11 protein-coding genes are annotated in these 14,167 nt (G+C 52.2%); 2 read left to right on the forward strand and 9 right to left on the reverse strand.

Translation table 11 applies throughout. The features are described from left to right. Positions 1 to 7 precede the first annotated feature (7 nt). Both CRO87_RS21570 and CRO87_RS21575 read left to right on the forward strand, forming a co-directional pair. Entirely contained in the window at positions 8 to 325 is a 318-nt protein-coding gene (locus CRO87_RS21570; protein ID WP_097164958.1) for a PTS lactose/cellobiose transporter subunit IIA, read from the forward strand. A gap of 208 nt (positions 326 to 533) precedes the next feature. Beyond that, positions 534 to 1,265 (forward strand): class I SAM-dependent methyltransferase, encoded by a 732-nt coding sequence (locus CRO87_RS21575; RefSeq protein ID WP_097164959.1) that lies wholly within the window; start codon positions 534 to 536, stop codon positions 1,263 to 1,265. 70 nt (positions 1,266 to 1,335) lie between these two features. Here the strand turns inward: CRO87_RS21575 and rpoC are convergent, their stop codons facing one another. From rpoC to CRO87_RS21625, 9 genes are all read right to left on the reverse strand, one after another. Further along, positions 1,336 to 5,559 carry a DNA-directed RNA polymerase subunit beta' gene (gene rpoC / locus CRO87_RS21580; RefSeq protein ID WP_097164960.1) on the reverse strand — a complete coding sequence of 1,408 codons (4,224 nt, stop codon included), beginning with the start codon at positions 5,557 to 5,559 and terminating at the stop codon, positions 1,336 to 1,338. Between the two features lie 76 nt (positions 5,560 to 5,635). Further along, complete coding sequence (gene rpoB, locus CRO87_RS21585) at positions 5,636 to 9,664, reverse strand: DNA-directed RNA polymerase subunit beta (protein WP_097164961.1); 4,029 nt, start codon at positions 9,662 to 9,664, stop codon at positions 5,636 to 5,638. A gap of 320 nt (positions 9,665 to 9,984) precedes the next feature. Next, positions 9,985 to 10,350, reverse strand: a complete 366-nt coding sequence (gene rplL / locus CRO87_RS21590; RefSeq protein ID WP_000028882.1) for a 50S ribosomal protein L7/L12 — start codon at positions 10,348 to 10,350, stop codon at positions 9,985 to 9,987. A 66-nt stretch (positions 10,351 to 10,416) separates the two neighbouring features. After that, positions 10,417 to 10,914, reverse strand: a complete 498-nt coding sequence (gene rplJ / locus CRO87_RS21595; RefSeq protein WP_001207203.1) for a 50S ribosomal protein L10 — start codon at positions 10,912 to 10,914, stop codon at positions 10,417 to 10,419. 298 nt (positions 10,915 to 11,212) lie between these two features. Beyond that, on the reverse strand, positions 11,213 to 11,917 hold the full coding sequence (rplA, locus tag CRO87_RS21605; RefSeq protein ID WP_097164962.1) for a 50S ribosomal protein L1: 705 nt from the start codon (positions 11,915 to 11,917) through the stop codon (positions 11,213 to 11,215). Between the two features lie 3 nt (positions 11,918 to 11,920). After that, positions 11,921 to 12,349, reverse strand: a complete 429-nt coding sequence (rplK, locus tag CRO87_RS21610) for a 50S ribosomal protein L11 (protein ID WP_097164963.1) — start codon at positions 12,347 to 12,349, stop codon at positions 11,921 to 11,923. Positions 12,350 to 12,493: 144 nt separating this feature from the next. Beyond that, positions 12,494 to 13,039: a transcription termination/antitermination protein NusG gene (gene nusG, locus CRO87_RS21615; protein ID WP_002438628.1), complete on the reverse strand. Its 546-nt coding sequence runs from the start codon at positions 13,037 to 13,039 to the stop codon at positions 12,494 to 12,496. A 1-nt stretch (position 13,040) separates the two neighbouring features. Beyond that, positions 13,041 to 13,424 carry a preprotein translocase subunit SecE gene (gene secE / locus CRO87_RS21620; RefSeq protein ID WP_049842136.1) on the reverse strand — a complete coding sequence of 128 codons (384 nt, stop codon included), beginning with the start codon at positions 13,422 to 13,424 and terminating at the stop codon, positions 13,041 to 13,043. Positions 13,425 to 13,655: 231 nt separating this feature from the next. Continuing rightward, a partial coding sequence (locus CRO87_RS21625) for an EF-Tu/IF-2/RF-3 family GTPase (protein WP_255252533.1) occupies positions 13,656 to 14,167 on the reverse strand: 512 nt, incomplete at its 5' end.

The following is a 14,167-nucleotide window of genomic DNA, read 5'->3' on the forward strand; positions in this document are numbered from 1 at the left end:
GTGAGACGTGGAAGATTTAGAATCAATTATCATGGAGCTGCTGGTTAACGCCGGCGCCGCACGCAGTTCTGCTTTAACTGCCCTGCAGCTGGCCCGCAAAGGTGATTTTGCTGGCGCAGAACAGGCAATGACAGAGTCGCGCGAGTTTGTGAAACATGCTCATACCATTCAGACCCAGCTGATCGGCCTCGACGAAGGCACCGGCAAGCTGCCGGTTAACCTGATCACCGTTCACTCCCAGGATCACCTGATGAACGCGATGGTGATTCAGGACCTGGCAGGCGATATGATCGAACTGTATCGTCGTTTGCCGCTGGTAAACTAAAAAAAGATATCTCAGTCATACCGAATACCCGCTGAGTGCGGGTATTTTTTTATTCGTGGTACGACGTTCATGTCTACAAATACGATATGGACCGGGAAACGAAGCTTCCCCTCCCCCAGACGGTTTCAACAACGCCCTGATATAACTCAATTTATTTAATGGCACGATTGTTGCTAAGTATTTTCTTTTCGCGCTCCCGGAATACCACATGCAAATAAAAACAATCGTCAACGAGTCCGTGTGCAAAATATGCGGCTCTGGTGCTCGCCTGTATGGCGTTACCGATTTCAATACCGCCTGCTATGCAAATAACGTTCACCGCTATGTATATCCGCTAAGCGGTATCCCTGTTTATTACCATCAGTGCAACGCCTGCGGACTTATTTTTACCCATGCCTTTGATGACTGGAGCGATGAAGAGTTTCAGCAGCACATCTATAACGACGATTATCAAAAATTCGATCCTGCCTTCAACCAGACCAGACCCGAAAAAAATGCCGAAATCCTGCTCAGTAATTTCAAGGAGCTTTTCTCGTGCACGATGCTGGACTTTGGCTGCGGTGATGGCCAGTTGGTCAATAAGCTGAAAGAGATGAATATCAATGTGACTGGCTGGGATCCCTTCCATAACGATGCGCCAATGCCAGAGCACACTTTCGAGTTCGTCACCTCATTTGAGGTAATGGAGCATACCCCGGACCCGTTAAAAACAGTGTTCCTCATTAATGAGCTCATGGATAAGAAAACCGGCAGGTACTTTTTCTCCACAGGAGTTTGCGATAATCACTCCGATGAGATCATGAATAACTGGTATATCGCCCCACGCAACGGGCATGTCACTATATATTCAAAAAAATCACTCGAGATATTATTTGCCCGATTCGGCATGAAGGTCGTTCATTTTTCAGAGTGGTATCATCTGGCCTACCGTTCTGAATAAACGCACTCTTAGCAATACACATAAAAAAACCCGCCGAAGCGGGTTTTTATTTTAGCGTTACCGGCAACGATTACTCGTTGTCAGAACCGCCCAGGCCTGCGTTCAGCAGTTCTGCAAGGCTTGCAGAAGCTTCATCAGCAGTCACCTGCGGCGCGGCTGGAACTTCACCCGCAGCACGGCGACGCATACGATCCTGATGGTACGCATAACCGGTACCAGCCGGGATCAGACGACCCACGATGACGTTCTCTTTCAGACCGCGCAGTTCGTCGCGTTTGCCCGCAACGGCTGCTTCGGTCAGAACGCGAGTGGTCTCCTGGAACGATGCCGCGGAGATGAACGACTCGGTTGCCAGAGACGCTTTGGTGATACCCAGCAGATCGCGCGCATAACTCACGCCAATCTTGCCATTCGCTTCCAGTTCGCGGTTTGCGATCTTAACGCGAGAGTATTCAGCCTGCTCACCTTCGAGGAAGTCGGAGCTGCCTGCATTCACGATGGTTGCTTTACGCAGCATCTGACGAACGATAACTTCGATGTGCTTATCGTTAATCTTAACGCCCTGCAGGCGGTAAACTTCCTGCACTTCGTTAGTGATGTAGCGAGTTACCGCGTGAACACCACGCAGACGCAGAATGTCGTGTGGCGCTTCCGGGCCATCGGACACAACGTCACCGCGTTCTACACGTTCACCTTCGAACACGTTGAGCTGACGCCATTTCGGAATCATCTCTTCGTACGCATCGCTTCCGTCAATTGGGCTGATCACCAGGCGACGTTTACCTTTGGTCTCTTTACCGAAGGAAATGATACCGCTGATTTCAGCCAGGATTGCCGGCTCTTTCGGACGACGAGCTTCGAACAGGTCGGCTACGCGTGGCAGACCACCGGTAATATCCTTGGTACCGCTGGATTCCTGTGGAATACGCGCCAGGGCATCACCCGCACCGATCTGAATACCATCTTCCAGCTGAACAATCGCTTTACCTGGCAGGAAGTACTGAGCAGGCATATCGGTGCCTGGGATCAGAACGTCGTCACCTTTGGCATCAACGATTTTCAGTGCCGGACGCAGGTCTTTACCACCGGTAGTACGTTCCGCAGAATCCAGAACTACCAGAGAAGACAGGCCGGTCAGTTCGTCGGTCTGACGAGTAATCGTCTGGCCGTCGATCATGTCGGTGAAGCGAATGAAACCAGACACTTCGGTGATTACCGGCATGGTGTGCGGATCCCAGTTTGCTACGGTTTCACCGCCAGCAACCTGCTCACCGTCGCCCTTCGCCATAACAGCACCGTAAGGCACTTTATAGCTTTCTTTGGTACGGCCGAATTCGTCGATCAGTTTCAGCTCGGTGTTACGAGAGGTCACAACCAGCTTGCCCGCGGAGTTAACAACCGACTTGGCGTTAGAGAGCTTGATGCTACCTTTGTTTTTCACCTGAATGCTGGATTCAGCAGCCGCACGGGATGCCGCACCACCGATGTGGAACGTACGCATCGTCAGCTGTGTACCCGGTTCACCGATGGACTGTGCCGCGATGACGCCGATTGCTTCACCTTTGTTGATGATGTGGCCACGCGCCAGGTCACGACCGTAGCAGTGCGCACATACACCAAAGTCGGTGTCACAGGATACAACGGAGCGAACTTTCACGGAGTCAACAGAGTTGGCTTCGAGCAGGTCACACCAGTGTTCGTGCAGCAGGGTGTTACGTGGAACAAGAATGTCCGCCGTACCCGGCTTCAGGATGTCTTCCGCAGTCACACGACCCAGTACGCGATCGCGCAGTGGCTCTTTAACATCGCCACCCTCGATAACCGGGGTCATCACCAGACCTTCCAGCGTGCCACAGTCGTCTTCGGTAACAACCAGATCCTGTGCAACGTCTACCAGACGACGCGTCAGATAACCGGAGTTCGCCGTTTTCAGTGCGGTATCCGCCAGACCTTTACGAGCACCGTGAGTGGAGATGAAGTACTGGAGTACGTTCAGACCTTCACGGAAGTTCGCGGTGATTGGCGTTTCGATGATGGAGCCATCTGGCTTCGCCATCAGACCACGCATACCTGCCAGCTGACGAATCTGTGCCGCAGAACCACGCGCACCGGAGTCGGCCATCATGTAGATGCTGTTGAAGGAAACCTGCTGCTCTTCTTTACCTTCACGGTTAATGACGGTTTCAGTTTGCAGGTTATCCATCATCGCTTTGGATACACGATCGTTCGCCGCAGCCCAGATATCGATAACTTTGTTGTAGCGTTCGCCCGCGGTAACCAGACCAGACTGGAACTGCTCCTGGATCTCAGCAACTTCGGCTTCTGCTTCAGAGATGATCTCGTATTTCTTCTCTGGGATAACCATGTCGTCGATACCAACGGACGCACCTGAGCGCGCAGCGTAGGCAAAGCCGGTGTACATGGTCTGGTCAGCGAAGATAACGGTCGGCTTCAGGCCCAGAATGCGGTAACAGGTGTTCAGCATTTTGGAGATAGCTTTCTTGCCCAGCGCCTGGTTGACGATGGAGAAAGGCAGACCCTTCGGTACGATCATCCACAGAATCGCACGACCTACGGTCGTATCGATCAAGCTGGTTTTCGCAACGAACTCGCCGTGAGCATCTTTTTCATATTCGGTGATACGCACTTTAACGCGCGCATGCAGAGAGGCCTGGCCAGAGCGATAAATACGCTCAGCTTCTTTCGGGCCAGTCAGCACCATGCCTTCGCCTTTGGCGTTAACACAGTCACGGGTCATGTAGTACAGACCCAGTACAACGTCCTGAGAAGGAACGATGATTGGCTCGCCGTTCGCAGGGGACAGGATGTTGTTGGTAGACATCATCAGCGCACGCGCTTCGAGCTGGGCTTCCAGCGTCAGCGGTACGTGAACAGCCATCTGGTCACCATCGAAGTCGGCGTTGTATGCCGCACAAACCAGCGGGTGCAGCTGAATAGCTTTACCTTCGATCAGTACAGGTTCAAATGCCTGAATACCCAGACGGTGCAGGGTTGGTGCACGGTTCAGCAGTACCGGGTGTTCGCGGATAACTTCGTCCAGGATATCCCAAACGACAGCTTCTTCGCGCTCAACCATTTTCTTCGCGGCTTTGATGGTGGTGGCGAGGCCACGCAGTTCCAGCTTGCCGTAGATGAACGGTTTGAACAGCTCCAGTGCCATTTTCTTCGGCAGACCGCACTGATGCAGACGCAGGTATGGACCTACGGTGATAACAGAACGACCGGAGTAGTCAACACGCTTACCGAGCAGGTTCTGACGGAAACGACCCTGTTTACCTTTGATCATGTCGGCCAAAGATTTCAGAGGACGCTTGTTAGAACCGGTGATCGCACGGCCGCGACGACCGTTATCCAGCAGGGCGTCAACCGCTTCCTGCAGCATACGTTTTTCGTTGCGTACGATGATATCTGGCGCAGCCAGATCCAGCAGGCGCTTCAGACGGTTGTTACGGTTAATGACGCGACGATACAGATCGTTCAGGTCAGAAGTCGCGAAACGACCACCGTCCAGCGGTACCAGCGGGCGCAGATCTGGCGGCAGAACCGGCAGAACGGTCAGGATCATCCACTCTGGCTTGTTACCAGATTGAACGAACGCTTCCAGCAGCTTGATACGCTTGGTCAGCTTTTTACGTTTGGTTTCGGAGTTAGTTTCGTTCAGCTCTTCACGCAGCTGCTCGCACTCTTGCTCCAGATCCATGCTCTTCAGCAGGGCCTGAATAGCTTCCGCACCCATTTTCGCGTCGAATTCGTCACCAAACTCTTCCAGCGCATCCAGATACTGCTCTTCAGTCAGGATCTGATTACGTTCGAGGTTGGTCATACCGCCTTCGATAACCACATAGGATTCGAAGTACAGCACGCGTTCGATGTCACGCAGTGGCATATCGAGCAGAAGACCGATACGGGACGGCAGTGATTTCAGGAACCAGATGTGGGCAGTCGGAGACGCCAGCTCGATGTGGCCCATGCGCTCACGACGCACTTTGGTCTGGGTCACTTCAACGCCGCACTTCTCACAGATAACACCACGGTGTTTCAGGCGCTTGTACTTACCGCACAGGCACTCGTAATCTTTTACTGGTCCGAAAATACGGGCGCAGAAAAGACCGTCACGCTCTGGTTTGAACGTACGGTAGTTGATGGTTTCCGGCTTTTTAACTTCACCAAAAGACCATGAACGGATCATGTCTGGCGAAGCCAGAGCAATTTTGATCGCATCAAACTCTTCGGTTTTAGTTTGCGCTTTCAGAAACTTTAATAAGTCTTTCACGGATTTGCTCCCGTCGGAGTTAGCACACTCTGCTGCCGGGTTTTACCCCGGCAACAGTGACCTGTTTGAGCGAGTGTTACTCGTCTTCCAGTTCGATGTTGATACCCAGCGAACGAATCTCTTTCAACAGTACGTTGAAGGATTCTGGCATGCCCGGTTCCATCTGATGGTTGCCGTCCACGATGTTTTTATACATCTTGGTACGACCGTTGACGTCATCAGACTTAACGGTAAGCATTTCCTGCAGGGTGTATGCTGCGCCGTATGCTTCAAGCGCCCACACTTCCATCTCACCAAAGCGCTGACCACCGAACTGCGCCTTACCACCCAGCGGCTGCTGAGTAACCAGGCTGTAAGAACCGGTGGAACGAGCGTGCATCTTGTCATCAACCAGGTGGTTCAGTTTCAGCATGTACATGTAACCGACGGTTACCTGACGCTCAAACTGCTCACCGGTGCGACCATCGAACAGGGTGATCTGACCAGAAGATGGCAGACCGCCGAGTTGCAGCAGCTCTTTGATTTCAGCTTCTTTCGCACCGTCGAAGACCGGCGTTGCGATTGGCATACCCTTACGCAGGTTCTCAGCCAGACGCAGAACTTCGTCATCGCTGAAGGTATTCAGGTCGACTTTCTGACGAACGTCGGTACCCAGATCGTAGGCACGCTGGATGAATTCGCGCAGTTTTGCGACTTCCTGCTGCTGTTTCAGCATGGCGTTGATCTTCTCGCCGATGCCTTTCGCAGCCATACCCAGGTGAGTTTCCAGGATCTGACCAATGTTCATACGAGACGGTACGCCCAGCGGGTTCAGTACGATATCTACCGGTGTACCGTTAGCATCGTGCGGCATATCTTCGATCGGGTTGATCTTAGAGATAACACCCTTGTTACCGTGACGACCTGCCATTTTATCACCAGGCTGGATCTGACGTTTAACGGCCAGATAGACCTTAACAATCTTCAGCACACCCGGTGCCAGATCGTCGCCCTGAGTGATTTTGCGGCGTTTCGCTTCGAGTTTTTTCTCGAACTCGTGTTTCAGTTCGTCATACTGCTCAGCCAGCTGTTCCAGCTGATTTTGTTTCGCTTCGTCGGTCAGACCGAGCTCCAGCCAGCGATCGCGTGGCAGTTTGTCGAGCTTCTCAGCTTCAACACCACCGGCAACCAGCACAGCGTAGATACGGCTAAACAGGCCAGCTTCGAGGATCTGCAGTTCTTCAGACAGGTCTTTCTTCGCCTGCTTCAGCTGCATCTCTTCGATTTCCAGCGCACGTTTGTCTTTTTCCACGCCATCGCGGGTGAAGACCTGAACGTCGATAACAGTACCGGAAACACCGTTTGGTACGCGCAGAGAAGAGTCTTTAACGTCAGACGCTTTCTCACCGAAGATCGCACGCAGCAGTTTTTCTTCTGGCGTCAGCTGGGTTTCACCTTTCGGCGTTACCTTACCAACCAGAATGTCACCGCCGGTCACTTCTGCACCGATGTAAACGATACCGGACTCATCAAGTTTAGAGAGCGCAGCTTCACCCACGTTCGGGATGTCAGCGGTGATCTCTTCCGGCCCCAGCTTGGTGTCACGGGACACACACGCCAGTTCCTGGATGTGAATAGTGGTGAAACGATCTTCCTGAACCACGCGCTCGGAGACAAGGATGGAGTCTTCGAAGTTGTAGCCGTTCCACGGCATGAACGCTACGCGCATGTTCTGGCCGAGTGCCAGTTCACCGAGGTCGGTGGACGGACCGTCTGCCAGCACGTCGCCGCGCTCAACCGGCTCACCCAGAGAGACACAAGGCATCTGGTTGATGCAGGTGTTCTGGTTAGAACGGGTGTATTTGGTCAGGTTATAGATGTCGATACCTGCTTCGCCCGGGTACATCTCGTCGTCGTTAACTTTGATAACGATACGGGAAGCATCCACGTACTGAACGGTACCGCCACGTTTGGCAACGGCAGTTACGCCGGAGTCAACCGCTACAGCACGTTCCATACCGGTACCAACCAGCGGCTTATCAGCACGCAGAGTTGGAACGGCCTGACGTTGCATGTTCGCACCCATCAATGCACGGTTGGCGTCATCGTGTTCCAGGAACGGGATCAGGGACGCACCGACGGAAACCACCTGCTGGGTGGAAACGTCCATGTAGTCAACCTGGTCACGGCTGAAGAGGCTCGATTCGCCTTTGCTACGACAGGTAACGAGGTCTTCTACGAAGTGGCCGTCATCATCCAGGTTGGAGTTCGCCTGAGCAATAACGTAGTTGCCTTCTTCAATAGCAGACAGGTAATGAATTTCGTCGGTTACCACACCGTCTGTCACTTTACGATACGGAGTCTCGAGGAAGCCGTATTCGTTCGTCTGTGCGTACACGGACAGGGAGTTGATCAGACCGATGTTCGGACCTTCAGGGGTTTCGATTGGACATACGCGACCGTAGTGAGTCGGGTGTACGTCTCGCACTTCGAAGCCCGCACGTTCACGGGTCAGACCGCCTGGGCCGAGGGCAGAAATACGACGCTTGTGCGTGATTTCAGACAGCGGGTTGTTCTGGTCCATGAACTGAGACAGCTGGCTGGAACCAAAGAACTCTTTCACCGCCGCAGAAATCGGCTTGGCGTTGATCATATCCTGAGGCATCAGGGTATCGAGATCGCCCAGAGACAGACGCTCTTTCACCGCACGCTCAACACGTACCAGGCCAACGCGGAACTGGTTTTCCGCCATTTCGCCTACGGAACGGATACGACGGTTGCCGAGGTGGTCGATATCATCCACTTCACCGATGCCGTTACGGATACCGATGAGCTTCTTCATCACTTCGATGATGTCGTCTTTGCTCAGGATACCGGAGCCTTCGATTTCATCACGCAGCAGAGAACGGTTGAACTTCATACGACCAACCGCGGACAGATCGTAGCGGTCTTCGGAGAAGAACAGGTTCTCGAACAGGCTTTCAGCCGCTTCGCGAGTCGGTGGCTCACCCGGGCGCATCATGCGGTAGATTTCTACCAGCGCGCTCAGACGATCGTTGGTTGGGTCGACGCGTACAGTCTCAGAGATGTAGGCACCGTGGTCCAGATCGTTGGTGAACAGCGTTTCGATACGCTTGTGGCCAGACTGGCTCAGCTTCGCCAGCAGATCCAGGCTCAACTCCATGTTGGCCGGGCAGATCAGTTCGCCGGTGGACGTATCAACGTAGTCCTTCGCAGAAACTTTGCCTGCGATGTATTCAACCGGGACTTCGATGTGCTTGATGTCATCTTTTTCCAGCTGGCGAATGTGGCGCGCAGTGATACGACGACCTTTCTCGACGTATACCTTACCGTCTGCTTCGATGTCGAAGGAGGCAGTGTCACCACGCAGACGCTCTGGAATCAGTTCCATCTGCAGCTTGTTGTCACGAATTTCGAAGACAACTTTGTCGAAGAACAGATCGAGGATCTGCTCTGTGGTGTATTGCAGCGCACGCAGAATGATGGTTGCAGGCAGCTTACGACGGCGGTCGATACGGACAAACAGGTTGTCTTTCGGATCGAACTCGAAGTCCAGCCAGGAACCACGGTAAGGGATGATACGTGCGTTATACAGCACTTTACCCGAAGAGTGGGTTTTACCCTTATCGCTGTCGAAGAAGACGCCCGGGCTACGATGCAGCTGAGAAACGATAACACGCTCAGTACCGTTGATGACAAAGGTACCGTTATCGGTCATGAGCGGAATTTCGCCCATGTACACTTCTTGTTCTTTGATGTCTTTGACGGTGCCTTCCGGCGCTTCACGCTCATAAATCACCAGACGCAGTTTAACGCGCAGGGGAGCGGAATAGGTCACGCCACGAATCTGACACTCTTTCACGTCAAATACTGGCTCGCCCAGACGATAGCTCACATATTGCAGCTCAGAGTTACCGCTGTAGCTTGCAATAGGGAACACGGAGCGGAATGCCGCTTCCAGACCGTACTGACCTTCAGGATCTTGCTCGATGAACTTCTGGAACGAGTCAAGCTGGATAGAAAGGAGATAAGGTATGTCCAGAACTTGTGGACGTTTACCAAAATCCTTACGAATACGTTTTTTCTCGGTATAGGAGTAAACCATAGGGTTCCTCAGCTCGCTGACAAGTCGACCGACTCTGCCCATTAGAGGGGCAGTTTATGCAACACTATTTTGTTGACCGGAAAAGGGAACCTATTCCGCAATACCTGTTGCTATCACGCTTAAACCATTTCGTTGCGATTTACACAGAGCGAGCACCCTGTCGCAGTATATTAAGTCGTCGATAGAAACATGCATTGTCAGGACAGCCAGCAGTCAAACAGTGTGAAACGCTACTGGCGCCTTACAGCGCAAAAAGGCTGGTGACTAAAAAGTCACCAGCCATCAGCCTGATTACTCAAGCTGCAACCGGAAAGGTTGGCTTATTTAACTTCAACTTCAGCGCCAGCTTCTTCCAGAGATTTTTTCAGTGCTTCTGCGTCATCTTTGCTCACGCCTTCTTTCAGAGCGGCTGGAGCAGATTCTACCAGGTCTTTAGCTTCTTTCAGACCCAGGCCAGTTGCGCCACGTACTGCTTTGATTACAGCAACTTTGTTAGCGCCAGCAGCTTTCAGAATTACGTCGAATTCAGTTTTTTCTTCAGCAGCTTCAGCCGGGCCCGCAGCTACAGCTACAGCAGCAGCAGCAGAAACACCGAATTTTTCTTCCATTGCAGAGATCAGCTCAACAACGTCCATTACAGACATAGCGGATACTGCTTCAATGATTTGATCTTTAGTGATAGACATTTAAATTGTTCCTGAAAATCAGAATAAGTTTATACGTAAGCCAATGCTTTATAAAGATAACTGCGATTAAGCAGCTTCTTTCGCATCGCGTACAGCAGCCAGAGTGCGAACCAGTTTGCCAGCCGAAGCTTCTTTCATGGTTGCCATCAGGCGTGCAATTGCTTCTTCGTAGGTTGGCAGTGTAGCCAGGCGATCGATTTGCGATGCCGGGATCAACTCACCTTCAAAGGCTGCGGCTTTGACCTCAAATTTTGCATTCGCTTTCGCGAACTCTTTGAACAGACGAGCAGCTGCGCCCGGGTGTTCCATAGAGTATGCAATCAGGGTCGGACCAACAAACGTGTCTTTCAGGCACTCAAACTGAGTACCTTCAACGACGCGGCGCAGCAGGGTGTTACGAACAACACGCATGTATACGCCAGCTTCACGGCCTGCTTTACGCAGTTCGGTCATTTTATCTACAGTTACGCCACGGGAATCCGCAACTACTGCAGACAGCGCGCCTTTGGCTACTTCGCTGACTTCAGCAACAATCGCTTGTTTGTCTTGAAGATTTAAAGCCATTAGCTTTGCTCCTGGATGTTTGCCAGAGATTATCTCTGGAACTCACTTCACTCTTCTCAATGAAAAGAGCGTCTTAAATACGGTGAGCAGAAACAAGCCGAAGAGTATAAAAAATAATCTTAGCGTTCTGTCACCGTCTACGCAGGGAATTAAGTTTCTGACGAAACACCTGCGGTCTTCGACGGAGGCCTGGAATAGGCCAGGCTCCAACGAACAAATCTGTTATCTGTCAGCCGAAGCTAACAGATTCGTGGGGGTAAGATTGTAGACAAAATCACCGCCCACGTAAAGGCGAATCTTAGTTCGCCGCCGCAGACAGGCCAGCCTGATCAACGGAAACACCAGCACCCATGGTGGTGGAGATGCTAACTTTCTTGATGTACACGCCTTTCGCCTGAGTTGGTTTTGCTTTTTTCAGCGCAACCAGCAGAGATTCCAGGTTTTCTTTCAGTTTGTCAGCGTCGAAGTCCACTTTACCGATGGTGGTGTGGATGATGCCGTTTTTGTCGTTACGATAACGAACCTGACCTGCTTTAGCGTTCTTAACCGCTTCAGCAACGTTAGGGGTTACGGTACCGACTTTCGGGTTAGGCATCAGGCCGCGTGGACCCAGAACCTGGCCCAGCTGGCCAACAACGCGCATTGCATCCGGGGAAGCAATAACAACGTCGAAGTTCATTTCGCCTTTCTTGATCTGGTCAGCCAGATCTTCCATACCTACCAGCTCTGCGCCAGCTGCTTTAGCAGCTTCAGCGTTAGGGCCCTGAGCAAATACGGCTACGCGAACGGAACGGCCAGTACCGTGTGGCAGTACAGTTGCACCACGTACGTTCTGGTCAGATTTACGAGCGTCGATACCGAGGTTAACGGCAACGTCAACGCTTTCAACGAACTTAGCAGTTGCCAGCTCTTTCAGCAGGGCGATAGCTTCGTTGATGTCGTACTGTTTGGTCGCATCAACTTTGTCACGGATTACGGACATGCGCTTGGTCAGTTTAGCCATTTCTTAGTCCTCCACTACCAGGCCCATGGAACGTGCAGTACCTTCGATGGAGCGAGTCATCGCTTCAATGTCGGCACCAGTCATGTCGGCAGCTTTGGTCTGCGCGATTTCCTGCAGCTGAGCGCGGGAAATTTTACCCACTTTGTCTTTGTTCGGCTTACCGGAACCAGACTTGATGCCCGCTGCTTTCTTCAGCAGAACTGCTGCTGGAGGGGTTTTGGTAACGAAAGTGAAAGAACGGTCAGCGTAAACAGTGATTACGACTGGGGTTGGCAGACCTTTTTCCAGGGATTCGGTTTTGGCGTTGAACGCTTTACAGAATTCCATGATGTTAACACCCTGCTGACCCAGAGCTGGACCAACTGGTGGACTTGGGTTCGCCATACCCGCTGCAACCTGCAGCTTGACGTAGGCTTGTACTTTCTTAGCCATTCTAAAATCCTCTGATTGGGTAATAACGCCTCAGTGAGGCTCCCCGTGAATAAAATTCGTTTTACGGGCGGCTGCCCATAAAAACAAAAGGCGCGAAATTGTATTCCAATCTCGCGCCTGGTGCAACGTTTTATCGCTGCTTATTTAAGCTTTTTCAACCTGGGCAAAGTCCAGTTCTACCGGCGTTGCACGGCCAAAGATAGAAACAGAGACTTTCAGGCGGGACTTCTCGTAGTCCACCTCTTCAACCACACCGTTGAAGTCAGCGAATGGACCGTCGCTGACGCGAACCATTTCACCTGGCTCGAACAGCGTTTTCGGACGCGGCTTATCACCCACCTGCTGCAGGCGGTTCATGATCGCATCAACTTCTTTGTCGCTGATAGGTGCAGGACGATCGGAGGTACCACCGATGAAGCCCATTACACGCGGTACGCTACGCACTAAGTGCCAGCTGGCGTCATTCATTACCATCTGAACCAGAACATAGCCCGGGAAGAATTTGCGCTCGCTTTTGCGACGCTGGCCACCACGGATTTCGACCACTTCTTCGGTCGGAACCATGACTTCACCAAACAACTCTTCCATGTTGTGTAATTTGATATGCTCGCGCAGCGACGTAGCTACACGGCCTTCAAAACCGGAAAACGCCTGAACGACGTACCAGCGCTTTTTAGGAGCTTCAGACATCTCAGAACCTCAGGCCAGTGATAAAAGATACCAGGCGAACCAGAATACCATCCAGTCCCCACAGGATCAGTGACATTACAGCAGTAACTGCGGCCACAATCAGCGTGGTGTGCAGCGTTTCCTGACGCGTCGGCCAAATGACCTTACGGACTTCAGTACGTGCTTCACGGGCAAACGCAACGGTCGCCTTGCCTTTTGTCGTCAACAGCGCGACACCGCCCGCTGCAGCAATCAGAATCACTACGGCCAGTGCACGCAGCGGCAACATCATGTCGCGATAGAGGTAGTTGCCCACAATGGCTACGATCAGCAGTACTGCAACGATCACCCACTTCATCGCTTCCAGGCCGCGCCCGCTCCCTTGAGCTTCGGTATTCGCACTCATAAACCAACCTGTCACAAGAATTCGACAAACATCTTTGCCCCGCGTGAGTGCGAGGCAACCAAAACCGAAATGCTCTGTTGCGTTTCGGACTAAACGCCCTCTTCAGAGCCTGTCTCAGCAATGATTATGACAAAAAAAATCACTGATGAGCCAGGTTCTGGTTCGAAAGCGTGCAAAAAGGGCATCAAATGATGCCCTTTTATTGCGCATTGCGTCAAATGTTATCAGCGATTAGCTGAGAACTTTAGCAACAACGCCCGCGCCTACGGTACGGCCGCCTTCACGGATTGCGAAACGCAGACCGTCGTCCATCGCGATTGGGTGGATCAGAGTCACAACCATCTTGATGTTGTCGCCTGGCATTACCATCTCTACGCCTTCTGGCAGTTCGATGGTACCGGTCACGTCAGTTGTACGGAAGTAGAACTGTGGACGGTAGCCTTTGAAGAACGGAGTATGACGGCCGCCTTCGTCTTTGGACAGAATGTACACTTCAGATTCGAACTTGGTGTGTGGCTTGATTGAGCCTGGCTTAGCCAGTACCTGACCACGTTCGATTTCTTCACGTTTGATACCACGCAGCAGAACACCTACGTTCTCACCAGCACGGCCTTCGTCCAGCAGTTTGCGGAACATTTCAACGCCAGTACAGGTGGTTTTCGCGGTTTCTTTGATACCAACGATTTCAACTTCTTCACCCACTTTAACGATACCGCGCTCTACACGACCGGTAACAACGGTAC

The sequence above is a fragment of the Enterobacter sp. CC120223-11 genome, assembly GCF_900215375.1.
Classification (GTDB): Bacteria; Pseudomonadota; Gammaproteobacteria; order Enterobacterales; family Enterobacteriaceae; genus Scandinavium.